The 23,774-nt window shown below is 72.2% G+C and carries 15 protein-coding genes; 11 read left to right on the top strand and 4 right to left on the bottom strand.

Annotation, left to right across the window (positions count from 1 at the left end; genetic code table 11):
- Positions 1–16: 16 nt before the first annotated feature.
- The 6 genes from PPSIR1_RS04140 (at position 17) to PPSIR1_RS04115 (ending at position 14,209) form a co-directional block, all read left to right on the top strand.
- Positions 17–937, top strand: a complete 921-nt coding sequence (locus PPSIR1_RS04140; protein ID WP_006969731.1) for a hypothetical protein — start codon at positions 17–19, stop codon at positions 935–937.
- The gene (locus PPSIR1_RS04135; protein ID WP_006969730.1) at positions 934–2,976 is read left to right on the top strand and encodes a hypothetical protein; all 2,043 of its coding nucleotides are present in this window, start codon (positions 934–936) and stop codon (positions 2,974–2,976) included. The genes PPSIR1_RS04140 and PPSIR1_RS04135 overlap by 4 nt, the downstream gene beginning before the upstream one ends.
- A complete protein-coding gene (locus tag PPSIR1_RS04130; protein ID WP_006969729.1) occupies positions 2,973–6,380 on the top strand; it encodes a hypothetical protein in 3,408 nt (1,135 codons plus the stop codon). The genes PPSIR1_RS04135 and PPSIR1_RS04130 overlap by 4 nt, the downstream gene beginning before the upstream one ends.
- An 11-nt stretch (positions 6,381–6,391) precedes the next feature.
- Positions 6,392–10,291 carry a LysM peptidoglycan-binding domain-containing protein gene (locus PPSIR1_RS04125; protein ID WP_006969728.1) on the top strand — a complete coding sequence of 1,300 codons (3,900 nt, stop codon included), beginning with the start codon at positions 6,392–6,394 and terminating at the stop codon, positions 10,289–10,291.
- Positions 10,210–13,332, top strand: a complete 3,123-nt coding sequence (locus tag PPSIR1_RS04120) for a hypothetical protein (RefSeq protein WP_006969727.1) — start codon at positions 10,210–10,212, stop codon at positions 13,330–13,332. The genes PPSIR1_RS04125 and PPSIR1_RS04120 overlap by 82 nt, the downstream gene beginning before the upstream one ends.
- A gap of 94 nt (positions 13,333–13,426) precedes the next feature.
- The gene (locus tag PPSIR1_RS04115) at positions 13,427–14,209 is read left to right on the top strand and encodes a metallopeptidase domain-containing protein (protein WP_006969726.1); all 783 of its coding nucleotides are present in this window, start codon (positions 13,427–13,429) and stop codon (positions 14,207–14,209) included.
- Here PPSIR1_RS04115 and PPSIR1_RS47345 read toward each other — a convergent pair.
- From PPSIR1_RS47345 to PPSIR1_RS04100, 3 genes are all read right to left on the bottom strand, one after another.
- Positions 14,199–14,753: a hypothetical protein gene (locus PPSIR1_RS47345; protein ID WP_157595180.1), complete on the bottom strand. Its 555-nt coding sequence runs from the start codon at positions 14,751–14,753 to the stop codon at positions 14,199–14,201. The genes PPSIR1_RS04115 and PPSIR1_RS47345 overlap by 11 nt on opposite strands.
- A gap of 215 nt (positions 14,754–14,968) precedes the next feature.
- A complete protein-coding gene (locus tag PPSIR1_RS04105; protein WP_006969724.1) occupies positions 14,969–16,183 on the bottom strand; it encodes an MFS transporter in 1,215 nt (404 codons plus the stop codon).
- Positions 16,176–16,535 (bottom strand): cupin domain-containing protein, encoded by a 360-nt coding sequence (locus PPSIR1_RS04100; RefSeq protein WP_006969723.1) that lies wholly within the window; start codon positions 16,533–16,535, stop codon positions 16,176–16,178. Before PPSIR1_RS04100 ends, PPSIR1_RS04105 begins: the two co-directional genes overlap by 8 nt.
- Positions 16,536–16,604: 69 nt before the next feature.
- Here PPSIR1_RS04100 and PPSIR1_RS04095 point away from each other — a divergent pair, with 69 nt between their 5' ends.
- Positions 16,605–17,786: a tetratricopeptide repeat protein gene (locus PPSIR1_RS04095; RefSeq protein ID WP_157595179.1), complete on the top strand. Its 1,182-nt coding sequence runs from the start codon at positions 16,605–16,607 to the stop codon at positions 17,784–17,786.
- Here PPSIR1_RS04095 and PPSIR1_RS04090 read toward each other — a convergent pair.
- The gene (locus PPSIR1_RS04090; RefSeq protein WP_006969721.1) at positions 17,783–18,514 is read right to left on the bottom strand and encodes a methyltransferase; all 732 of its coding nucleotides are present in this window, start codon (positions 18,512–18,514) and stop codon (positions 17,783–17,785) included. The genes PPSIR1_RS04095 and PPSIR1_RS04090 overlap by 4 nt on opposite strands.
- Positions 18,515–18,658: 144 nt before the next feature.
- Between PPSIR1_RS04090 and recA the strand changes: the two genes are divergently transcribed.
- From recA to PPSIR1_RS04070, 4 genes are all read left to right on the top strand, one after another.
- Positions 18,659–19,756 carry a recombinase RecA gene (gene recA / locus PPSIR1_RS04085; protein WP_006969720.1) on the top strand — a complete coding sequence of 366 codons (1,098 nt, stop codon included), beginning with the start codon at positions 18,659–18,661 and terminating at the stop codon, positions 19,754–19,756.
- An 88-nt stretch (positions 19,757–19,844) separates the two neighbouring features.
- Complete coding sequence (locus tag PPSIR1_RS47340) at positions 19,845–20,978, top strand: hypothetical protein (protein ID WP_006969719.1); 1,134 nt, start codon at positions 19,845–19,847, stop codon at positions 20,976–20,978.
- Positions 20,975–21,190, top strand: coding sequence for a hypothetical protein (locus PPSIR1_RS04075; protein ID WP_157595178.1), 216 nt, complete (start codon positions 20,975–20,977; stop codon positions 21,188–21,190). The genes PPSIR1_RS47340 and PPSIR1_RS04075 overlap by 4 nt, the downstream gene beginning before the upstream one ends.
- A 206-nt stretch (positions 21,191–21,396) precedes the next feature.
- A complete protein-coding gene (locus PPSIR1_RS04070; RefSeq protein ID WP_232296431.1) occupies positions 21,397–23,664 on the top strand; it encodes a thiamine pyrophosphate-dependent enzyme in 2,268 nt (755 codons plus the stop codon).
- The last annotated feature ends 110 nt before the right edge of the window (positions 23,665–23,774 follow it).

Below are 23,774 nucleotides of genomic sequence, written 5' to 3'. Positions count from 1 at the left end.
CCCCGAGGACGCTGCCATGCTGGACGCCTTCGAGGCTCGCCTCGCCGAGCTGCTCACCGATCGCCTGGACGAGGTCGCCGGCCTCGCGGGGGTGGTGCGTCCGGGCGGGGATGGGACGGCGCTCGGGGGGGACGCCCTCGAGCTGCGGGTGCGCATCGTCGACGCGCGGCCGATGACCGTCGTGGGCGACGACGCGCGGGCGCGCCTGGGCGAGCGCGGGGCGTGGCGGGAGCGGGTCACCCTCGCCCTCGAAGGTCGCGTCGAGCTCGAGCTGCGCATCGGCGAGGCCGGGGACGGGGCGGAGTCGGCGGCCCAGCGCGGCCAGCTGGTCGGCGTCCTCGATCGCCTGCTCGTGTGCCTGGCTGACGAGGGCGTGCGCTCGGGCCTGGCCTTCGCCAAGGCCAGCGATCAGGGCTTCGAGCTCGACGGCTTTCGCCTCGCGCAGGTCCAGGCCCCCGACGCGGGCGAGGGCGCGCTCCAGTCGTGGCGCGTCGAGGTCGACTACCAGGGACGCTTTTGGCCCGTCGGCGAGGAGCAGGCCGGGGTCGCGATCGCGGCCTTGCCGATCCGCACGGCCGTGCTGCCGGCGGGGCTGCCCTCGGGGGCCTCGGTGCGCGCGGGCGAGACCCTCGAGCTGCCGGTCCGCGTCGCCCTCGAGAGCCTGCACCTCGGCGCCGAGGCGGACGGCGGCGAGGGCCCGCCCCGGCGGATCATGGCCCGGCTGCGCGGCGCCTCTCCGGGCGAGTTGCTCGGCGACGCCGCGCCCGGGGAGGGCTTCGTGGGCTACGCGGTCGACCCCGCGGGCGAGATCAGCGTGCGCTACGCGGCCCCGGACGCCGTCGTCGGCAAGGCCGAGGCGCGCATCGAGCTGGCCCTCGAGCGCCCCGCCGGCGGCCGCGTGGGCCTGGGTGAGCTTCGGGTGGAGGTGCGCGAGTGAGCGGCAAGACCTTCGAGATCCTCGAGCTCGGTCCGGGGATTCCCCTGGCGCTCGCGGGCCTGTCGGCGCTGAAGCAGCCGCTGCCCGTGGTCAAGGTCGCCGAGGACTCGTCCAAGCTGCTCACCTTTGGTCCGGAGCAGGGCTTCGAGCAGGCGCTGACCTTCGAGGTCCCCTGGCTCCCCGACATGGACGCGCTGCACGTCGTCCGAGCCGGGGTCCGCATCACGCCGGTGACGGCCTACCTCGATCCGGGGCTGCGCGCCGGCAGCTCGGGCGCGGCGGTGCTCGAGCTCCCCGCGGGCAACGCTCGCAGCGACGAGGTGCTCGTCGACGCGCAGCTCGACGAGGTCCGGATCCGCGGCCTGGAGATCCCGGTGGCCTCGGGGGACTACTTCCTGGCCGGGAACGCCACGCACGTGCTGCGCTGGCGCGCTGGCGAGGCGCCGGCCTGGGTCACGACTGGGGGCGCGCCCTTCCTGCACTTCGCCATCTGCCTCGGGCAGGGTGATGGCTTTGGTCCGCCAGCGGCGGCCTTCCCCCATTTTTCGATGCCGGGCAACAGCGGGCTCTACGGGGCGGCGCTGGCCGGCGGTCAGATGGTGATGACGACCCGCCCGGACGGGCGCGTGGACGTCACGCTGCGGGTCACGCCCCGGCTGCGCACGCGCAAGTGCAAGCTCGTGCTGCTGCGCCTCGACGGCGATCACGTGGCCCGCTACGACGACGGCCTGCCCCACGAGGGGGTGCCGATCGGGTGGTCGGCCGAGGAGATCGAGACCCTGTGGCGGGGCGGCCTGCAGGACGTGGAGATCGAGGCCTTCGTGTCGAGCGAGGGCGTCGCCGAGCCCGACGTCGCGCCGGTGTCGAGCTTTCCCGGGTCCGCGCTGCGCGAGGGGAGCGCGACCTTCGTCGACTTCTCCGCGGCGGCCCGCAGCTTGCTGCGGGGGGCCCACGGCGCGCGGGAGAGCGGCGACCAGGACCTGGCGCTGGCGGTTCGCTTCGACGCCCAGACCCGCGGCCGCGTGCGCTACCAGGACTTCGAGGTCGTCGCCGAGTACCGGCGCTTCCCCGGGGATGAATTCGAGGACGGCGCGCCGGCCCTGAAGCTGCGCGGCGCCCCCGAGCCGATCCGCCTGCAGCTCCCCGCGGGCCTGCGCCCGAGCCGGGCGACGCTGACCCTCGACGGGAGCTTTGGCCGCCACGCGCTGATCCCCGCGTCGGATCGCGGCAGCCTCCAGCCGGAGCTGCGCGCCGACAGCTACCGCGTCCGCGGGACCGCGCGGGTGGCTCGCTGGGTGCCCCTGCCGGGCACGCCCAACGCCCTGCCGCCGCGCCCCTTGCTGACCCGGGTGGGCGTCGAGGGTCGGGCCGCGGGACCCTGCGAGCTGCTCTTGGCCCTGCACCGCGGCCGCCCAGGCTTCGTCGGGGAGCGCATCGGCGACCCCGTCGCGCTGAGCGTCGAGACCGAGGTCCACCCGCGCTGGCATCGTGCCGAGCTCGGCCGCGCGGCGCGGGCCGCCTCGCGCTTGTCGGACCTCGAGGGGGTCTGGCTCGTCGCCGAGGTGTCGCGGGGGACCTTTTGGTGGTCCGCGGCGCTCGACGACGCGCAGGTCGGCGAGAGCGTCGGCGTGTCCTGCCTGCTCAGCGAGGGCGGCGGGACCTGGGACGCGCGACCCGGGCGGCCGCGGATCCAGGTCCACCACGAGCTCGTCGCTGGCGAGCCCGGGGCGCCCATCCCCGAGGCCATCGAATTTCACGTCAACTGGGGCGGCCCCTCGGCGCCCGCGTGGGAGCGACTCGACGTCGACCTGCGGCCCTCGGCGATCGCCGGCGCGGTCGACTTCCGGGCCGAGGGCGTGATGCCCTTCGGCGAGGGGGGCGTGACCCAGGGCATCTCGCGGGCCCGGGTCCGCCTCGATCAACTCGCGGAGCTCGACGGCGGCGTGCTCGAGCTCGGCTTCGACTGCGTCCGCGACGTCGACTTCCGCCTCCTCGACCTCGCGTTCACCTACAACCCCTGGACGGCCAAGTCATCATGAGTGGACTGCTCTCGGCCCTCGACACCACGCTGGACAACCTCGACCTCGGCGGGGTGGTCACGGATCTGCTCGGCGACATCAGCGGCCTGGGGGACACGGTCAACGGCCTCGACTCCGGCTCCGCGAGCGGGATCGTCGACGCCCTCGGCAGCCCGCCGACGCCCGAGGGCCTCGACGGGGTGACCGAGATCTCGGCCTCGCTGACCGGCGCGGTCGCGCTGATCCCCGGGGATACCAGCGGACCCCTCGGCCCCCTGCTCACGCCCTTCGCGTCCCTGAGCGCGGGGGTCGACGTCAGCATCTCGATCACCGGCGTGCGCGCGGCCTTCGACGCGATCCGGGAGCTCGTGCGACTGGCCGGCTCTCGGGTGGCCTCGGGCGCCTCGCCGATGCCCGAGGACGACGAGCGCGGGAGCCTGGACCTCGCGGCGGTGCGCAGCACCCTGGGCCAGGCCGAGGGCGCCCTCGACGAGCTCGTCGCCTTCGTCGACCCCTCGCGCCTGCTCGAGCTGCTCGCCCAGCTCGGCCCGGCGGGCGCCGACCTCCAGACCCGGTGGCCCGCGCTGCCCGTGGTCGGCGACATGCTCCAGGCCTTCGCCGCCGTCGGGAGCTGGCAGACCCTCGCGCCCGCCGAGCTCCAGGCCCGGCTGGTCACTGGCGTGGGCAACACGGCTACGCTCTTGACCCTGCCGCGGGCGCGGGTCGTCGACCCGGCCCTGAACGCGGCGCGCACGGCCGCTCGGGCGGGCGAGATCATCGGCGCGGCCTCGACCGCGGTGACGCCGACCCTGCGCGCATTGGGCGATCGCCTCGCGGGCGGCGGGCGGCTCAGCCTCGAGGAGCTCGACAGCCTCGACGCGCAGCTCGACTCCCTCGAGGCGCTGTGCGACGCCCTCGACGACGACGCGACCGGGCTGACGACCGTCGAGGACCTGCCCAACGAGCTCGAGCGCGAGTTCATGCGCGTGCTCCGGCTGATCGAGCCGGCCCTCGACAAGGCCGCCCTCGAGCGCCGGGTCTCGGGTGTCGTCGATGCGATCCCCGCGGCGCCGGCGGAGCTCCTCGGCGACTTGGTCACCGAGCTCGAGGCCCTCGATCTCTCGATGATCACCGATCCGCTGTCGGCGGTGCGCGAGGCCATCGAGACCGCCGTGGCGGCGGCCGAGGGCGCCCTCGAGACGGTGCGCGACGGCCTCGACGACCTGCTGCGCCCGGTCAGCGAGGGCATCGAGGCAGCCGTCGGCGCCATCCACCTCGACCAGCTCCAGGACGCCCTCGGCGAGCTCCCGGGGATGATCGAAGGCTTCGTCGACGACGAGATCCGCACGCGCTTGACGAGCCTCAAGGCCGACATCGAGTCGGTCGTGGACACGGTCGCCGGGGCGGTCGACGACTTCGACCCGGGGCGGCTCAAGGCGCGCCTCGAGGGGCTGGTCCGCGAGGCCGCCTCGGTGCTCCAAAACGATCAGGTCCGCGAGGTCTTCGGCACGGTCCAGGTCGTGCTCGAGGACATCCTCTCGGCTCTGGAGGGCTTCCCCGAGGACCTGCGGGGCGCGTCGGAGGAGAGCGTGGCGCTGCTCGACCAGATCCGCGAGGTCGCGTCGGCCATCGACCCGGGCTTGATCCCCGGTCCCGTCAAGCCGCCGCTGCGCCAGGCCGTGGACGCGATCACCGACCTCGACATCACGGGGACCGTCGGCGAGCCCCTCGCGGAGATCGTCGAGACCGCCCTCAAGGAGGGCGCGCTGCCGGTGCTCGAGGAGTTCGAGGCCCTGGTCGACGACCTCGCCGCGCGCCTCGAGGCCTTCCGGCCCTCCTCGCTGATCAGCGACGACATCGAGCAGCCCTTCCTCGACCTGATCGAGACCCTGCGGGGCTTCGCGCCCTCGCAGCTCCTCGACGCCATCGCCGACGCGCTCGCGGACTTGCGCGCGCAGATCCACGTAGTCGAGCCGGAGGAGCTGCTCGGGCCGCTGATCGAGCTTCACGCCCAGCTGCGCGGGGCCGTCGAGCAGCTCGACCCGGAGGTCCTGCTGGCCCCGGTGGAAGAGGCCATCCAAGCGGCGATCCGCTCGCTGATGGAGTCGAGCGGCTTTGAGGACGCCTTCGAGGGGGTGCAGGGCTTCCTCCAGGAGGTCGACGACTGGGTCGACGTGCTCGAGGACTGCCAGGGGGTGCTGGTGCACATCGCCGATCGCCTCGATCGCCCCGCCGACGTCGAGGCCGAGGTCGACCAGCTGATCGCGGGCGTCGTGGCCAGCGTCGGTGCGGTCGACATCGCCGCCCTCGCCGAGCCCCTCGACCGGGGCAAGGAGGCGGCGGAGGCCCTCGACCACCGCCGGATCGGCGCGCAGCTGGCCCCGGCGCTGCTCGACGCCGCCAGCCGAGCCCCCGACGCGCTGACGAGTTCGGTCTGCCGCGAGCTGATCGCCACGATCCGCGCGCTCCCCCACGCCGCGATCGCGGCCATGGACACCCACGCCGCCCGGACCGCGCGTCGGCGGACCGAGGCCCTGGTGCGCGTGGCCGATCGCCTCGAGGCCGCCGTCGATCCCTGGCACGGCCTGGGCCCGCGCCTCGAGCGAGCCGGGCGGAGCCTCGAGGCCGACCTGCGCAACTACGCCCTGCTCATGGAGATCGAGGGCCGCAGCGTGCTCGCCGACTTCCTCGCCCCGCCCGCGGACATCGCCGGCTTGCAGGATCAGCTGCGCGACGCCCTGGCCGAGAGCGTGCGCTTGCCGGTGCTCTTCCTCCAGCGCCTGTTCGCCAAGCTCGGGCCCTACGCCGGCGGCTTCGCCCGGGGCCTGGGCGACTTGTTGGGCGCGCTGCACGGCAAGGTCGACGCGATCACCGGGGACGAGGGCCTGCTCGGCTCGGTCAACGCCCTCGACCAGGGCCTGGACCTGCTGCGCAACTTCGACCTCTCGCCGGTCGTCGACCCCCTGCGCTCGAACCTCTACGAGCCGGTGCTGGGGGTCGTCGACGCCGTCAACCCCGAGCCCCTCCGGGCCGTGCTCCAGGCGGTCAAGGACGCCCTCGAGGACCTCCTCGACCTCGCCAACTTGTTCGACCGGTCGACGGTCGAGACCCTCGACCAGACCTACGCCGCGGCCCTCGACAAGCTCACCGAGCTCTCGCCGCGCCGGGTCCTCGTCGACGCCGTGGACCCCGTGTACGAGGAGCTGCTCGCCGAGTTCCTGCCGGTCCTCGACCTGCCAGGGCGGATCCGCGAGGCCGTCGAGCGCAGCAGCGAGGAGCTGCCGCCCGAGATCGTCGCCTCGCTGAGCCGGGTGGAGGTGGCCTTCGACGCCCTGCTCCGCGCCCTGCCCCTGCAACCCAGCGGCGGCTCGGGCCCGAGCGTCAGCGTCAGCGCGAGCGCGAGCGCGAGCGTCAGCACCACCTGAGGAGAGCGACCATGAGCCTGGGCTACGCACTACTACACGCCGACCGCATCGAAGCGGCGATCACCGGGGTCAGCGAGGGTCAGGTCGCCGCCGACGAGGGCGTGGACATCGGCGTGGCGGCGCTGGCCCTCGAGCGCCCCGAGTCGCTGATCCAGGACTACGTGCGCGGCGTGATCACGCAGTTCGAGGCCTTCGTCGCGCGCATCCAGGGCGCCTTCGAGTCGGGGGCGGGGGTGCTCGGCGAGATCCGCCGGGCCCTCGACTCGCTGCTCGAGCTCGACCTCGACACCCTCCGGCTCACGCCCCTCGTCGACGGCCTCGTCGAGCTGGTCAGCGCCCTCGACCCGGCCGTGCTCGGCCCGCGGATCCGCGAATTTTGCGAGCGCCTGCTGGTCGTGTTCCCCGAGCTGTCCGGCGGCGAGCTGCTCGAGACCATCCTCGACATCGCCCTCGGCGGGCTCGAGGTCCTCGAGGGCCCGCGGCTCTCGGGGCGGGACGACATCGCCGCGCACCGTGCCTTCCGCGCGGCCCGGATCGCGCGGGCGTGGATCGCCAAGACCCTGGCCCCGGTGCGCGAGTTCCTGGCGGACCTCGACCTCCACGCGGTGATCTGCGGCGGCGTGCAGACGCTGATCGCCCAGCTCGAGTTCGACGGCGGCGCGCTCCGGCAGATCGCCGAGGGCGTCCGCGACTTCCTGCGCCCCGTCGCCGTCGCCGTCGACGCGCTGCTCGAGCTGCGCGTGTCGGTCTCGATCTCGGTCAACGCCTCGGCCTCCGCGGGGGCCCAGGGCATGCCCGGCGAGGACGGGGAGGTGCTGTGGCTCGACGACACCCGCGTCACCCCCCACGGCCCCGACCACGGGCTGTGGTGGACGGACCTGCTGACCAACGTCGCGAGCCTCGGCTGGGGCGTGTTCGACGTCGTCAACTACGGCCCCTACGCCTCGGGCCGGGCCTGGGACGGGATCCTGTGCACCCTCGGCCTGGTCTGGAAGGGCGTGCGCGGCCTCGTCCGCGCCTTGCGTCCGGACTTTTTGTGCGACGAGCAGTGGAACACCGGCGGCGCGTTTTGGTTCAGCGAGCTCGGTGACTTTTGCATCCACGCCTTCCTGGCCACGGTCGAGGCGCTGATCTACGAGGGCGGGCGCCTGGCCAACCTGGTGATGTCGATCGCCGTGCGCCTGGGTCGCTACTACACCTTCACCGTCGGCCCGCGCCTGCCCTACATCATCGCCCGGGCGATCTGGTACGCGCGCTCGTGGAAGGAAGACGGCTGGGTCATCGAGCACGAGGTCGCCGCGGGCGAGACCCTCGAGCAGATCGCCGCGGCCCACGGCGTCGAGGTCGACGAGCTGCGCCGCTGGAACCGGCTCGGCGCCGACGAGAGCCCCGAGGTCGGGCGCACGCTGCTGATCGTGCCCGACGATCGCGGCGAGGCCCCCGGGCGCGTGCGTCCGCCGATCTCCTTCACCCGCTACTCGTGGCTGGGCTGGGGCTTCATGTACCTGTTCGGGATGATCGGCGGGCTGATCCAGCCCTGGGATCGCTTCGAGGTCGAGAAGTTCGCGGACGCCGGCGAGGGCGGCGGGTGGTGGGCCTTCTCGCGGTGGTTGGTGTTCGGCCTGGGGCTGATCGCGGCCATCGTCGGGCCGTGGTTGATCTTCGGCGCCTGGCCGTGGGACCGCCACTACGAGGTCGACGGCCTGACCTTCGCCGTCTACGTGGGGACGATGCTGTTCGTCGCGCTCGTGGCGATGGGCTCGATGTACTCGACCAACGTGACCCGCGACAGCTGGTGGGTGATGTTGATCGTCATCGGCGTGGTCCTGGCCGTGCTGATCACCGTCGCCGTGCTGTGGGCCAACGAGGGCGACGACGAGCTGCTCGGGGCGACCCACGTGCTCTACTGGTTCTCGCTGATCATCGGCGCGGTGATCTTTGGCCTGCTGCCGATCATCTTGTGGATGTATTACCTGCAAGACGGCCGCGACAAGGAGGGGCTGTTCGCCGGCATGGCGACCAAGCGCGGGGTCACGCCCACGCAGCTGCGCGAGGCGGCGCCCTACAAGCTGCCCTATCCCCAGGGCGAGACCTGGAACTGCGGCCAGGGCGTCCACGGGATGTGGAGCCACGTCAACTCGAGCATCGGCAACCTCTACTCCTACGACTTCCTGGAGCTCCAGGACAAGCCCTCGCTGGCCGCTCGCGGCGGCATGGTGGTCGAGATCGTCCAGTCGAACCCCTACAACAACCCGACCCAAAACGACGTGATCATCCAGCACCTCGACTGGTCGCGCGGGCACGATCCGGGGACCGAGGACGAGCGCGTCCAGACCTTCAGCGACTACATCCACATCGGGCCCGACTGCGCGCACATCGACGTGGGCCAGCGCGTGGTCCAGGGCCAGCACATCATCAACATCGACTCGACGGGGATCAGCGCCCAGCACCACCTGCACTTCGGCGCGTCGGCGAGCGCCGACTACTCGCACACGATCCCGGTGGTGTTCGCGGACGCCTCGCTGCAGACGGCGCGGGGCTTCGCCCACGACCCCGGCCGCCCGCGCAGCGGCTGCCTGTACACCTCGGACAACCACAAGGTCGCCGCGCCGGCGCGGCCGATTCAGCTGAAGACCGTGGCCGCCAGCCCGCGCGGAGAAGCCAGCGCGCACCACCACACCCTCGACATCGACCTCGATCAGCTCGAGCTCGACGGTCGCCCGCGGGGCGGGACCTTGCGCTTGCAGACCAGCCAGGACCACGGGCACCGCCACGAGGTCGAGCTCGACGCGGCCACCCTCGCGCGCTTGCTCGACCACGAAGCGCCCGGCGAGCTGACGGCGGCGTCGGCGATGAGCGGGGAGCTCGCGCACACGCACCGCTTCGAGCCCGAGGCCCGGGCTGGGGGGGCGCCCGGCGGAAAGGTCCGCATGCCCGTCGCCTGGGTGTCGGTGACGCGGCCGCCCACGGCCCAGGCCATGGCCCGGAGCGCCGGCCCCTACGACCTGCGCGCCCACCAGATCGTCGCGCGCGTGGACGATCGCGCCAACGCCTTCCTGTTCTTCGCGGCGCAGCGGGCCAGCATCGTCGGCGCGCTGTGTTTGGGGCGTGGCCCGGCCCAGCCCAACGGGATTCGCTACGGCGAGGACGGGAACGTCACCAAGTGGTTGTTCACGGTCAACGGCCGTCACTCGGTCTGCGAGGCGGCCCACAAACTGAGCGAGCGGCTCGGCGAGGACCCCTGGGTGATCCGACCGATCCCCGCGCTGGTGATCGAGACGCGCGGACGGGGCAACGCCGCCCACCTCGAGGTCGACTGCGATCCGAGCAACGCTGCCTTCGGCGTCTCGGGCATCGTCGACGCCCGCGGTCAGGGCTTCGACCCCCACGCGGTCTCCCGGGCCGCGCTGATTGCCCGCTGCGAGGAGGCCCTCAACCAGGCCCCCGCGGCCGCGCCTCCGAGCGCAGTCACGGCCAGCTTGGCGGGCAGCGGGACCACCCTCGAGTTCGGGGGCGCGGCGGTCAGCGTGAGCGCGGGGCCCCGGGCGCAGACGATCTTCGCGGGGCTCTACGACGCGGGCACCAAGCGCTTGAAGGGGGACGGCACCCTGCCCTTTGGAGCCGGGCGGATTCAGCTCAGCGGCGGGGGGAAGACCCTGGAAGTGCCGATCGCGGGGGCGCCGGCCTGGGTCGAGCTCGACCAGGGCCCGGCTTGGTTGAGCCCCGCGCACATCAACGCGACGCCGCTGCACGTGAAGGTCACGACAGCGAGGTTCGGGTCAGCACGGACGCGAGCGATCCGAGCGTCGGCGGGCTGGCGGCGCGGATCATGGCCGAGGTCGAGGGCGTGCGGGCGTGGGACCAGGGCGGCAAGCTGCGGATCGAGACCGTCGACGTCGGCAAGCGCCTGAGCCTGGCCGTGACCAAGGCCAAGCCCGAGGGCCAGGCAGGCAGCGACTTCTCGACCTCGGCCACCGGCGAGTCGCCGCGCCTGGGCGCCTCGTCGGGCATCGATGACAGCGCGGTGCTGCGCCGCAGCGAGCTGATCGCGCTGCTCAACGACGCCGCGACCCGCGAGGGCCAGCGGCACGGGCGGCCCGCGGCGATCGCTGCCGGCACCCAGGTCGCCGTGGGCGTGCGCTTCGAGGCCGACAAGCTCGAGCTCTCGGTCCCGCGAGGGCACACCATCGAGCTGGATCACGCGAACTGCTGCCAGGCGCTGCTGCGCCGCGTCGGGCCCGAGCCGGCCGACGGCGCCGATCCAAACTTCGAGGCGGCGACCCTCGCCAACGGGCGCGAGGTGATCCGTTCGAAAGAGCTCGGGGCGACCCCCGATCTGGGCGGCGGCGGCTGGCTCGACGTGAAGGTCGACGGCGCGGTCCGTCGGGTGTGGCTCGACGGCGCCCCGGCGCGGATCGAGCTGGGCGCGGACGAGGCCTGGACGAGCTCGGGCGGCAGCTTGAAGCTGCGCCTGGGGGGCGCCGGCGCGTGGACCACGATCGAGCTCGCGGCCATGCCCTCGCTGACCCGGCTCGCCGGGGCGATCGTCGGCGGGAGCAACGATCTCTCGGTCCGCCTGGCCTACCACCTCGCCTTCGAGTCGGCCTTCCCCGGGGGCAAGGGCGTCGAGCTGGAGGCGCAGCGCGAGGCCTACGGAGTGTTCTCGCGGGCGCGGGCTCGGGACGGTCGCGGCGGGCCGGCGCTGGACTGCGCGCGGGCCGAGGGCCAGGGCGAAGCGGAGCTCTCGCCGGAGATCATGCGGGTCGTCGGTGAGCCCAAGCCGGGCTACGCGAGCGCGGTCACGGGGCCTGCCAACGCGCAGGTGCTGGAGCTGAGCGGCGCCGGCTTCAACCTGCGGGTGCACCCGGCGACCGTGGACCCCTTCGCGTTCACCATCGACGGCGCCAAGGCCAAGACCGCGGCCTTCCCCCCAAAGGGGCGCGCCATGGGCCGCCGGGTGCTCCGCTACCGCGTCGACATGCGGGCGACCGGCGGGGGGGCGGATCGTCAGACCTGGCTGCAGCTCGTGGCCTGCCCGGCCAGCGTCCGCGCGGCGGGTCCGGTGGTGCCCTGGCTGCTGGACGGCGAGGCCAAGCTCGACGTCGAGGTGTTCCGCGGCCCGTCGCGGACCCAGGTCGAGGTCCACCTCGGCTGGGTCGCCGACCTCGCGCGGACCCTCGCGGCCCGACCCAACGCGAAGGCCAGCGAGGTCGCGGAGGCCGTGCGCGAGCGGATCGCTGCGACGATCCAGCGCGAGGCCCCGCTGCTGCGGGCGTGGTTCGTGCCCAGCTCCGCGGGCGCGCGGACGCTCTTGCAGCTCGAGACAGTCGGCGCGGGGACGGGCTGGAGGCTTCGCTTGACCGGGGCGGCGGTGCTCCGAGCCCTCGGCTTCGACGACGCGGCGATCTCTGGCGCGGGCGTGCTCGAGGTCCTCGGCGTGGGCAACGTCGCCGACGAAAAGGGCGTGAGCGCGGACGAGCTGCGCGCGGCCTTTGACGCCGCCGCGGCCTTCACCTGCGAGAGCGGCCACGCCTCGCCCCCCGCCATCGAGGCGCACGTGCTTGGGGCCTTCACTCGGCGCTATGGGGCCCAGCGGGATGGCAAGCGCGCCCACCTCCGCCTGCGCTCGACCAGCACGGGCTGCGGTTCGTCCCTGGCCGTGCTCGACGGCGGGGCGCCCTTCGACTTCGAGCCCAGCTTGCTGCGCGCGCCCGCTTGCAACGCGGCCGTCGTCTTGCCGCCGCCAGCGGCCACGGTGACCTTCGCGGCGGCCCAGACCCTGAAGATCCGCTTCGACGCGGGCTCTGGCTCGCCAAAGACCGCGTCGCTCAACCTCGCGGCCGGGACCTACGATCGGACCCAGCTGATCACGGCCCTGCGCGGAGCGGTCTCGAGCGCCTGGGCGGGCCAGGTCGCGCGCTTCCCCGATGACAAGGTGGTGATCGAGACCCGCACGCAGGGGCTGCGCGGCGCCGTCGAGCTGCCCCACGCGGGGAGCTCTGCAGACATCGCCGCGGCCTTTGGGGTGAGCCTCGCCGCGCCCACGAAGGCGCGAGGCTGGCCTGGCCAGGACGCCTTCGTGGCCAATGAGGCCTTCCGCAAAGGCTTTGGCGCGTTCTTCCCGAAGGTCGGGCCGACGGATCAGCACGTCCCGGCTCGTGGCTACCGCAGCCGACCGATCGGCGGCGCGGTCAAGCCCAAGAAAGACGTCCGGTGGCGCTTCCACGGCCACGACGGCACGACCGCGCGCACGAGCCCGGAGCTGACGCTCGACGAGGGGTGGAGCGCGCAGACCCTGGCCACGCGCGTCGATCAGATCCTCGGGCAGGGCGCGCCGGGCAACGTCCGCATCGGGCACGCCCACGCCTGCCCCGACGGCAGCGTCCAGATCGAGGCGGCGTCGGGCGCTTTCCTCTACTTCGAGTTCGCCGACGTCGGCGGCACCCTCGGCCCGCCCGGGGTGAACACCCCAAATCCGCACACGGGAGAGCGCGTCGACATCAAGGCCGACCCGGGCCTCGACCTGCGCATGAGCGACGTGCTGCGGACCTACCGCTGCGTCCATGACCTGCGCGGGGAGGCGCGGGTGGGCGAGGCCGGGGACTTCATCGACATGGGCTGGCATCGCCCGCCGACCTCGACGACCTGGGGAATCACGCACACGCACACCAAGTCGGGGACCAACCTCGACAACTACCCGATCGAGCTCTCCGCTTGGCCGTGGGGTCGGGTGCTGCTCTCGGCCCGCGCCGAAGCGGCGAAGCCCGACGGGTACGCCGACGCGGGCGAGATGATCGTCTCATCGGGGACCCACGCCGGGGTGACCTTCGTCCACGCCGCGCGCTATTGGGTCGGGTTCACCGCCAAGACCCACAAGTGGGTCGGGCTCGAGCCGCTCCAGCTCGGCGTGCGCACCTTCGCCGGCGAGGTCCTGGTCGATTGGGTGCTCTGAGTCGTGGACGTGGGGCAGGGAGGGTGTGGCGTCGTCCACGACGGCTAAAGTAGACAGAGGGTCCGCCAAACTCGTTTTGGCCGACCCTCTGAGGGTGCCCTACTTCGCCCTCGCGGGGGTCGAAGTCGACGCGCTCGAGGCCACCTTGGACGCGGTCGGGCCGTGGTTCGCCGGGCACAGCCAGGGACGCTTCGCGCCGCGCTTCGAGCTCCTCGGGCGGCCACGGATCGCCAAGGTGGGTCGCTACCGCGGCGCGGGCGGCCTCGATCGCTGGCCGAACAACTCGCAGGCTCTGACGGCGGCGGTCGTCGAGGCCCTCGGCGCCGACGGGCGTCGAAGGCTCGGGGCCGAGCGCAGGCCGCCCGTGGTGATCGCCCCGCGGGGCTTTCGTCCGCACTGCTGGCACCTGCGCGGCGGCGGCCGACGCCTCGAGGGGGGCGGCGCCTGCCATCGCTACGCGCTGCTGCCAGCCGACGCGTCTCTCGGCGCCGTCGCCCACGAGCTCGGGCACTTGCTGCTCGACTGGCCGGATCTCGCGCGGGGCACAGGCCTCGAGCGCGAGTGCCTGATGGCTCGGGGGGCGGGCCTGGGGGAGGGCCGGCGTCCAGCGCCACCCTGCGCGCCGTTGCGGGCGCGCGCGGGCTGGGTCGAGGTCGAGGAGGCGCGCCGGGAGACCCGCGCGGGCGAGCTGCTCGGCGGGCGCGTGTTCGGGGTTGGCGATCGTTTGGTCGAGCTGCGCGAGGCTCCGCTGCGGCTGCTCGGCTTCGAGGACCGGGCGCGACCGCGGCTGTGCGCCCGGGTCTCGCTGCGTCCGCGGGACCTGGAGCGCCCGCTGCTGGCGATCATGCGGACGCAGGTCTCTGGTCTCAGTTCATGACACAGTGGCGGTATTGTTTGTTGTCACAGTACTTTCCGTTGCAACGCATCCCTTTGATGTAGCGCCCTGAGGGCGCGTTGAAGGGAGCCTGCTCCTCGGAGTACCAGCCAGACCAAGTGCACGAACCCGTGCTGGTGTTGGCGAGCTCCGTGCATCGGAGGCTTACGTTGTCGCAGTATTTTCCGCTGCAGCTAAAGCCCGTCATCCATTCGTTCGATGCGGTGCAGGACGCGACGTTCTGGGGGGACTCCTCGGAGATCGCGGGCAGCCAGCTCGTGTCGCCGTGCCACCGGCCGGTGTAGTGACAATCCATCTTCAGATCATCGCAGTACTTCCCCTTGCAGTCCACGCCACGCGCGACGTAGCGGTTGGGGCAAGCGGACGGAGGGTCTTCCTCGGACGTCCAGCCCGTCCAGAACCGGAAGGTATCTTCGTCCAGGCCTTCGGCGCCCGTATCCCCTGCATCGAGCACTTCAAAGTCCTCTTCGGCGCAAGCGGTGACTGTCAAAAAGGCCATAAGGGCGGAGAACAGTGCCTTCTTCATGAGGTGATTAATCGTTAAAAGAACAGCATGGATCAATGACTATTTTCAGGTCATGCGGTGCCCTCGGATGACCTAATGCGCATGAATTGTGATGGGTATGAAAAAGGTCCACGGTGGCTGAATGTTTTGTGGGTGGTGGTGAGTTTTGTTCGATACTTTGCAGTCCGGTCACCGTGCCGGCCGGCACGGCGAGTCAGGCGGCCTTGCTTGGATGCTCAGTCTTCCGGCAGCCGGGCGGTCGCCAACACCCCGAGGGCCGGGCCAATCGCCAGCACCGTGAACGCCCAGCGCCACCCGATGTGCCCGGCCAGGGCCGGCAGCAGCTGGATCGACACCGTGGTCAGCAGGTAGCCCAGGCCGTTTTGGATCGTCAGCGCCGTGCCGACGTAGTCCGGCGGGGCGTGGCGGGCCGCGAGGGCCGAGAACTGCGGGGAGTCGGCGACGACGAGCAGGCCCCAGGCGCCGAGGAAGGCGACGAGCAGGCCGGGCGGGAGGGCGAAGGCCCAGCCCGAGCTCGCGCAGGCCAGGCCGCTGCCGGTGAGGGCGAGCAGGGCCACGCGGCGCTCCCCGATGCGCCGGGACAGCAGGCCGCCGAGGACGCAGCCGAGGGAGCCGACGGCGACCAGGGCGAAGGCCAGGGTGGGGATCCACGGCTCGAGGCTCGCGCCGGACTCGGTCTGGGAGCGGGCGACGAGGAAGTAGCTGACCAGCGACCAGAACGCGTAGAGCTCCCACATGTGGCCGAAGTAGCCGAGGGCGGCCCGGCGAAAGGGCGCGTCCTGGAACACCCGGACGACCATGCGCAGGTCGAGCTTGGCCCCGGCCTTGGCCCCCTCGGTGCTCGGGCGCGGACGCTCGTGGCCCCACGCGAGCACGGCCAGGCCGCCGACGCAGCTGGCCACCGAGGCCGTCGTCGCCAGCGTCCGCCAGTCGAAGCTGCCGCCGAGCTCGAGGGCGAGCACGCCGTGGGGGAAGGCCGTGCCCAGGGTCAGGCAGCCGACCATCACCCCCAGGCGCCAGCCCAGGCCCTCGCGGTACCAGCCGGCGATCAGCTTCATGCCCACGGGGTAGACCCCGGCCAGGGTCACGCCGGTCGCAAAGCGAAACACCAAGGCCGCGCTCAGGCCCGAGCTGAGCCACGCGAAGCCGAGGTTGGCGAGGGCGCCGGCGAGGGCCGAGGCGAAGAACACCTCGCGGGCGTCGAAGCGGTCGGCGAGGTTGGTCAGGCTGTAGAGCAAGGTCCCGGCGATGAAGCCCCACTGCGTCGACGAGGTCAGGGCCGCGCTCTGGCCCGGGCTCAGGCTCCACTGCGCCGCCAGCTGACGGGCCGCGGCCGTGCCCGAGAACCACGTCGAGGTCGCAAACAGCACGCCGACGCAGACGACCGCGAACACCCGGCGGGCGCGGGCGCTGTCGACGGCCTCAGCCATCGCTCGCGACGGGGAGGGCCGCCTTGATGATCAGGTATTGCAAGGGCGCGTCGTCGCTGTGGTTGATCAGCTCGAGGGTCTCGCCCAGGGCGAGGTAGACCACGTCCCCCGGGCGCAGCGCGTGCTGCTGCTTGCCGACGACGGCCTCGCCCAGGCCCTCGATGCCGACGACGATCTCCGGGTAGTGCTCTTGCACGTGGCGACCGACCCGGCCCCCGGCCTCGAGCTCGCAGGCGAGCACCGCGGCGAAGGGCGGGGCCTGCCGGCGCAGCAGGTTCCACACGTCCACGCGGCCGTGGCCGCCGAACAGGTCCCGACGCGGATCGGGGGCGCCCTTGCCTTGGATCTTCATGGGCCGGAGCCTAACAGCCCCTCGACGGGGCGGCTGGCGGCGCGATGGTGTCTGTAATACACTGTGAGCGTGGCGGCGCCGGACGGCTTCGACGACCTGTGCGTGCGGCTCGAGGGTCTCGCCCTCGGTCTGCGGGGGAGCTCGGCGCAGCAGCTGGCATCACTCGAGGGGCTCGAGCAGCGTCGCCCGCGGTGTTCGAGCGCGCTCGAGCGCTGCGTCGCCGAGGGGCGATGGCTGCCGGCGTGGCGGATCATCGGGGCGTGCGCTCGCGCGTGGTGGATTCGTGGCCACGGCACCGAGTTTCGGGCCCTCGTGGACGCTGCGCTCGCCTGTGATCGGGCCGCGGGCGAGTCCCCCGTGCCAGCGCTTCGGGGCGCGCTTCAAGCTGGGGGAGAGCTCGATTATGCCCGCGCGGACTACCCGAGGGCCGCGGCGCGATTGGAGCGGGCCAAGCACCTGGCGAGCGTGGAGGGAGGAGCGCTCGGCGTCGCCGATGCCGAGAATTGGCTGGGCATGGTTGACCGCGAGCGCGGTCGACTGCACGCCGCAGGCCAGCACCACGAGCGCGCCCTGGCTCGCTACGCGGCGCTGGGCGACGCGTGGGGCCGGGCCCACGCGACCAGCAACCTGGGCGTCGTCGCGTACCGGCGCGGGAGCTTGGACGAGGCCCAGCGCCGCCACGAGCAGGCCCTGCTCGAGCGCCAGTCCATCGACGACCTCCACGGGATCGCCAGCAGCCTCGGCAACCTCGCGCTCCTCGCCCGGGTGCGCGGCGAGCTCGAGCGCGCGGGTTTGCTGTATCGAGAGAGCCTCGCCGCGCGGGAGCGCCTCGGCGACGCGTGGGGAGTCGCAGGGTCGCGGCTGTGCCTGGCTGCCGTGGCCGTCGAGCTCGGCCAGCTCGCTCGCGCGACCGAGGCGCTCCGGGCAGCGTTCGCGGGCTTCGTCGCCGTGGACGACGGCCTCGGGCTGGCCGAGTGCGCGGAGCTGGCCGCCGAGTTGGGCCTGGCAGCGGGCGAGCCGGAGTGGGCCGGGCGGGCGCTGGTGATCGCGACGGCGCTGCGGGTGAAGCTGGGCGCGGCCCCAGCCGAGGCTGGCCTGCGCGCCCGGGTTCGCGCTCGGGTGGGCGAGGGCTGGCCTGGCTGGGAGGAGGCGCCGGTGGGCAGCGTGGCCGCGGCGCGCGAGCACTTGCGGGAGCTGTTGGCGCGGTCTCCCGGGCACGCTCAGCGTCGTGGGCCTGCCGCAGGTCGCTAATCTTCGTCGGGGGAGCGGCCGTAGAGCACGACGCCGTCGGGCTGCTCGATGCAGTACCAGTGCACCCAGATGTAGGCGTGCTGGAACAGCGCGGCCGCGAGCGCAGCGGGGGAGCGGGTCAGCAGCGCGATGCCCCACAGGCCGAGGAGTACGAAGGTGTACATCGCGTTCGAGCTGTGCGCGAAGGCCCCCTCGCGGACCATGGGCATGGTCCGGTAGCGCTCGAAGAAGTGGTCGCCGCCGAGGGCCCGGGCGAAGCCGAAGTAGCGCTTGACCGAGTACATGGTCCACAACGCTGGGATCAGCAAGAGCACGCCAGCGAGGACGGCGACGGGCAGGGGGATCGGCAGCGCGCCCGGGTCGGCCAGGCCGAGGCCGAGCACTGCCAGGGGTCGGGCGAGGAGCAAGGGGAGGAAGAGCACGCCCCAGACCACGAAGCCCGCGTCGCCGAACAGCCGGGTCAGCAGCTGGTGACACAGCTGCGCCCGCCACAGCAGGGCCACGCCGAGCTGCTGGAGGATCGGGACGCCGAGGGCGAGGGCGAGCCAGGCGCGGTCCGAGAGCCCGAGGAGCTGCCCCTCGCCCAGGGAGGCCGCGGCGAGCAGGTAGGCCCCGGGCAAGAGCCCCGCGAGCATCAGGACGTGGCGCCCCTGCCCGTGCCACATGTGGCCCTCGGGGACGCGGATGGTCAGCGGGTCGGAGTTCGAGTTCATGTCCAGGGCGTCCATGATGCCAAACGCCGGCGCCCGCGGGGTGGCCCGCGTACGGGTCGCGCGGCCCGGCCGTGGGCCGGTGGGTGTACGGCTCGCGGCCCCAAGTCCCCAAGATCACGCGCTTTCGAGCTTGGCCCGAAACTCGCTCTGGACGAGGGCATGGCAAGCAACAAGCCGTCCAAACGAAGCACCAAATCCACCGCGAGCAAGACCCCGGCAGCGCCGGGCGAGTCGCCCCTGCGTCAGACCGTCCGCAAGACCGTCGCCAGCATCTGCGACCGCTTTGGCAAGGGCGCGATCATGGCGCTGGGTGGGGACACCGGCGAGGGTCCGCGCTACGACGCCGTCCCCACGGGCTCCCTGGCCCTCGACGAAGCCCTGGGCATCGGCGGGCTGCCCCTGGGTCGCATCGTGGAGATCTACGGGCCCGAGTCCTCGGGCAAGACCACGCTGACCTTGCACCTCATCGCCGAGGCCCAGCGCCGCGGGCTGGTGTGCGCCTTCCTCGACGCCGAGCACGCCCTCGACGTGCAGTACGCCCAGGCCCTCGGGGTCGACCCGGACGAGCTGCTCGTCAGCCAGCCCGACTGCGGGGAGCAGGCCCTGGAGATCGCCGACTCGCTGGCGCGCACCGGCGCCGTGGGGCTGATCGTGATCGACTCCGTGGCCGCGCTGATCCCCAAGGCCGAGCTCGAGGGCGACATGGGCGACCACCACGTCGGCCTGCAGGCGCGGCTGATGAGCCAGGCCATGCGCAAGCTGTCGGGGGTCGCGGCCCAGACCAACACGCTGATGGTGTTCATCAACCAGCTGCGCCACAAGATCGGGGTCAGCTTCGGCAGCCCCGAGGTGACCACCGGGGGCAACGCGCTCAAGTACTACGCGAGCGTGCGCCTCGACATCCGGCGCATCGCCACGCTCAAGGACGGCGATCGGGCGGTCGGCTCGCGCACCCGGGTCAAGGTGGTCAAGAACAAGTGCGCCCCGCCCTTCGCCCGGGCCGAGTTCGAGATCGCCTTCGGCCGCGGCATCGACCGCGAGGCCGAGGTCCTCGACCGCGCCCTCGAGGCGGGCGTGGTCACCAAGGCCGGGAGCTGGTTCTCGTTCGGGGACCAGCGCCTGGGTCAAGGTCGGGCGCGGGTGCTCGAGAGCCTGCGCGCCGAGCCCGAGCGCTGCCGGGAGCTGGTCGAGGCCCTGAAGCCCAAAACCGTGGACAAGCTGGAGCTCGGTCCGGTTTCAGACTCCAAGGCCGCCTGATCCGTCGACCTCACACGGCGGGCAGGGGCGAGGCGACACACTCGCCACCTGCCTCGCCGCTGTTCCCGCGCTATAGTTCGCAGCGCTCATGAGCGAAGAGTCGAGCGAGAAGGAGTCGGGGAATCGCAAGCTCCTCGCCGCGGGCAAGCTGATCTTGCTGCTCGGGACGCCGGTCGCGGTGTTGGGGGGGATCTTCAGCGCCGGGGTGTTCGTCGGCGTGCAGAACTCGGGGTCGATCGTCAGCCTCGAGTCTCGCCTCGGCATCGACCCGCCCGAGGGCTACGTCGACCCGGCGGAGGCGGAGGGCGAGGAAGGCGAGGCGAAGCCAGAGGGCGAGGCGAAGCCGGACGCGAAGGCCGAGACCAAACCAGAGGCGAAGCCAGACGCGAAGGCGGAGACGAAGCCCGAGACGAAAGCAGAGCCCAAGCCCGAGGCGAAGCCAGAGCCGAACACCGAGCCGACGCCGGAGCTCGAGCCGGAAGCCGTCGAGGCCCAAGTCGACGACCAGCGCCCCCCGCTGCCCACCGTGACCACGGCGCCCTTCGACGCGAGCATGGGCAAGCCGCGGACCGTCCGCGTCAAGGTCCTCGTCGACCCGGCGATCCGCCTGACCCAGGAAGACTGGCTGGCCTACGTCACCTGGCTCATGGACGGGGCGAGCCGCAGCTACGAGTCCATCGCGGGCATGAAGCTCGAGCTCTACGGCGTGGGCCTGTGGAGCGAGGCCGAGGGCGGCGAGCTGTCGGCGCTCGCGGAGGACCTGCGCGCGCGCAACCGCGAGGGCGCCGAGCTGGTCATCGGGCTCGTGGCCCGCGACCGCCCCGAAGACCTCCAGCTCGAGGGCGCCGAGGGCCTGGTGTTCGCGGACCTGAGCGATCCGCACCGCTACTACACGGGCCTGCTCCGGGCCGTGGGCGTCGCCTTTGGGGCCGTGGTGCTGACCGACGCGAGCTCGTCCGCGTGGACGCGCGGGAGCTTCATGGCCCTGGGCGCGGACGCGCCAGACTCGGGGGCGCCGTGGCTCGACGCCGACAACCGCTCGACGATCGTGGCCAACAAGGCGCGCACCTTCGAGGCGCCCGCGTGCCCCGTGGGGTGCGCGGAGATCGGCAGCGAGGATGACGCGAAGCTCGACCCCGCCGCGCCACCGAGTGCGGGCGAGGGCGGGGGCGAAGGCAGCGAGCCCGAAGCGCACGGACAAGACGACGGAGGTGAGGGATGAGCCAGTTTGCGAGTGAGCGGTTGATCGAGAAGGCCGCCGAGCGAAACGCCCAGCGCGGCGTGAAGGGCGAGTCCAAGCGCATGCGCTGGTTGCTCGGCTGGGTGATCATCCCGGGCTCCCTGCTCGGGCTGCTGTTCGCCTGGGGCGTGCACGTCGGCGCGCGACATCCCGACATGTGGCTCGCCCGCGCGCTGAGCTGGATGTTCGGTTAGGGCGCATGCGGTCGCCCCCTGAAGGGGGCGCGCGAGTTTCGAGAGCAGAGGGCGCGAGAGAGTCTGCGAACACCTCTTCGCGGACTTGCCTCACGCCCTCCCAAGCGGGTGTAGCCCCACCTGGGGCGCGGTTTACCGCCCTCCGACGATCGCTTACTTTCCACCCGCCCAGGCGTGCTCGTGGTGAGCGCGCGGGCGAGGTGAACATGGCCCCAAAGTATCCGCTGACGCGGCTCGACGAGCATCCCACGCTGACCCCCGACCTCCTGCGCCTGGCCTACCGGGAGATGTGCATGGCCCGCTGCCACGTCGAGCGCGTGGTCCAGGAGTGCTCCAAGGGCAACATCAAGTTCGCGATCTGGGGTCCCGGCGAGGAGCTGCACGGCGCGGCCCAGGCCATCGCCTACAGCGAGGTCGTCAACCCCGAGGCCTTCGCCATGGCCGGCCACTACCGCTCGGCGGGCTTGTTCTCGATGTGGGTGCGGCTGCGCGGCTACTCGGACTTCCACCTCGATCACATGCGCCAGCAGATGTCCCGGGCCACGGACCCGTGGAGCGGCGGGCGGCAGATGACCGCCCACTTCAACTCCCCGGACATGAACATCCTGCCGGCCCAGAGCTCGCTCGGGATGCAGCTGGGCAAGGGCGTGGGCTACGCCCACGGCTTCCGCAAGAAGGGCCACGACGACGGCCTGACCGTGACCATCATCGGTGACGGGACGATGGCGGAGAGCGACCTGCACGAGGGCATGACCGGCGCGTCGATCCTCAGCACGCCCTCGCTGATCATCATCACCGACAACAACGTGGCGATCAGCGTGACCCCCGAGGACGGCCGGGGCATCCGCGACATCGAGGCCTACGCCAAGGCCTTCGGCTTCGAGTACTTCACCGCCGACGGCAACGACTTCATCGACATCTACGAGACGACCAAGCGCGCCGCGACCTACTGCCGCGACAACCAGCGCCCGGCGCTGTTTTGGATCCAAAACCTCTCGCGCCTCAACGGCCACTCCAACGCCGGCGTCTACAACTTCGACTTCGACGCCCACGACGTGCTCACCGACTTCGGCGAGGCCCTCGTCGAGCGCGGCATCCTCGAGCCCGAGGACATCATCCGGCGCAACGACGAGCCCCGCGGCGAGTACTTCAAGCGCCACACCCTCGGGCGCGTGGGCAAGGAGTGCGACGACTACATCGTCGAGACCATGCGCATCGTCGACGGGGAGCCCGAGCCGACCTACGAGTCGGTGTTCGAGCACATCCGCACGCCCTACCCGGTGTCCACCGAGCACGCGCCGATCGGCCGCCAGACCATCATCTCGCTCAACGGCGCGATCCGAGCGGCGATGCGCGACATCCTCGAGAGCAACCCGATGGCGTGGATCTACGGCCAGGACGTGGCCGAGCGCGGCGGCGTGATGCAGGCGACCAAGGGCCTGTGGGAGCGCTTCCCCAGCCAGGTCCGCGACGCGCCCATCAACGAGCCGCTGATCCTCGGCACGGCGGTGGGCTACGCCATGCACGAGGGCGCCACGGCCCTGCCCGAGATCCAGTTCTCGGACTACAGCCTCAACACCCTGCACTGGCTGGTGCACCTGGGCAACCTGCTGTGGACCAGCAACGGCACGGTCAAGGCCAACGTCATCGTGCGCCTGCCCGTCGAGCCCCTGCACGGCGGCTCGGTCTACCACTCGATGTGCATGGAGGGCTTCTACGCCGCCATCCCGGGCCTGACCATCCTCGCGCCGACGACCTCCCGGGACTTCTACGGCCTGCTGCGCTCGGCGGCCGAGTACGACGGCCCGGTGGTCATCCTCGAGTCCAAGGGCCTGTACCGCATGGCCCTCGGCGACGCCTTCCCGGACGAGCCCCAGGACCCGCAGGAGATCAAGCGGATGAAGCGGGCGATCGGCATGCAGGGGATGATCCCCGACCTGCCCAAGGACTTCCGCGTGCCCTTGGGCAAGGCGGCGGTGCGCCGCGAGGGCAGCGACCTGACCGTCGTGACCTGGGGGCGCTGCACCCTCTTCGTTCAAGAGGCGATCCAGACCCTCAGCGAGCGGGGCGTCGACGTCGAGATGATCGACATGCGGACCATCGTGCCGCCGGACATGGACACGGTCATGGCCTCGGTGCGCAAGACCGGGCGGCTGCTCGTGGTCCACGAGGACCGGGTGTTCTCGAGCCTCGGGCGGGAGATCCAGGGGCACGTGATCGAGGCCATGGAGGGGAGCTCCGTGGTGACCCGGGTGCTCGGCCAGGACAACGTCCCGGGCATTCCGCAGAACGTGAACCTCGAGCACCACATCGTGGTGTCGCCCAAGAAGGTGATCGCGGCCGCGGAGCGGGTCATGGCGGTGGAGATGCAGCGGCCGGCGGCGGCACCCAGCGATGGGCGGCGGGCGGTGTCGGTCACCGAGCCGACGCGGACTCGCGTGCTCTGGACGCCAAATCGGGCGTTCGTGAGCTAGTTTGAGTTTCTGCCCGGGTTCGGGCGGAGACGGTTGGCCCGCGCTGCTGTTGCAGTGCGGGTCGATTCGTTCTCGTGGGGGTTTCTCGGGGGTGTGCGGCGCTTGGTTGG

The sequence above is a fragment of the Plesiocystis pacifica SIR-1 genome, assembly GCF_000170895.1.
GTDB lineage: Bacteria > Myxococcota_A > Polyangia > Nannocystales > Nannocystaceae > Plesiocystis > Plesiocystis pacifica.
This window is presented reverse-complemented; position numbering and strand designations above follow the sequence as displayed.

Excerpts from the sequence above, each read along its gene's own strand:
- PPSIR1_RS04140 (WP_006969731.1), top strand. The coding sequence starts at position 17 with ATGCTGGACGCCTTCGAGGCTCGCCTCGCCGAGCTGCTCACCGATCGC.
- PPSIR1_RS04130 (WP_006969729.1), top strand. The coding sequence starts at position 2,973 with ATGAGTGGACTGCTCTCGGCCCTCGACACCACGCTGGACAACCTCGAC.
- PPSIR1_RS04125 (WP_006969728.1), top strand. The coding sequence starts at position 6,392 with ATGAGCCTGGGCTACGCACTACTACACGCCGACCGCATCGAAGCGGCG.
- PPSIR1_RS04120 (WP_006969727.1), top strand. The coding sequence starts at position 10,210 with ATGGCCGAGGTCGAGGGCGTGCGGGCGTGGGACCAGGGCGGCAAGCTG.
- PPSIR1_RS47345 (WP_157595180.1), bottom strand. The coding sequence starts at position 14,753 with ATGAAGAAGGCACTGTTCTCCGCCCTTATGGCCTTTTTGACAGTCACC.
- PPSIR1_RS04105 (WP_006969724.1), bottom strand. The coding sequence starts at position 16,183 with ATGGCTGAGGCCGTCGACAGCGCCCGCGCCCGCCGGGTGTTCGCGGTC.
- PPSIR1_RS04100 (WP_006969723.1), bottom strand. The coding sequence starts at position 16,535 with ATGAAGATCCAAGGCAAGGGCGCCCCCGATCCGCGTCGGGACCTGTTC.
- PPSIR1_RS04090 (WP_006969721.1), bottom strand. The coding sequence starts at position 18,514 with ATGGACGCCCTGGACATGAACTCGAACTCCGACCCGCTGACCATCCGC.
- recA (WP_006969720.1), top strand. The coding sequence starts at position 18,659 with ATGGCAAGCAACAAGCCGTCCAAACGAAGCACCAAATCCACCGCGAGC.
- PPSIR1_RS47340 (WP_006969719.1), top strand. The coding sequence starts at position 19,845 with ATGAGCGAAGAGTCGAGCGAGAAGGAGTCGGGGAATCGCAAGCTCCTC.
- PPSIR1_RS04075 (WP_157595178.1), top strand. The coding sequence starts at position 20,975 with ATGAGCCAGTTTGCGAGTGAGCGGTTGATCGAGAAGGCCGCCGAGCGA.
- PPSIR1_RS04070 (WP_232296431.1), top strand. The coding sequence starts at position 21,397 with ATGGCCCCAAAGTATCCGCTGACGCGGCTCGACGAGCATCCCACGCTG.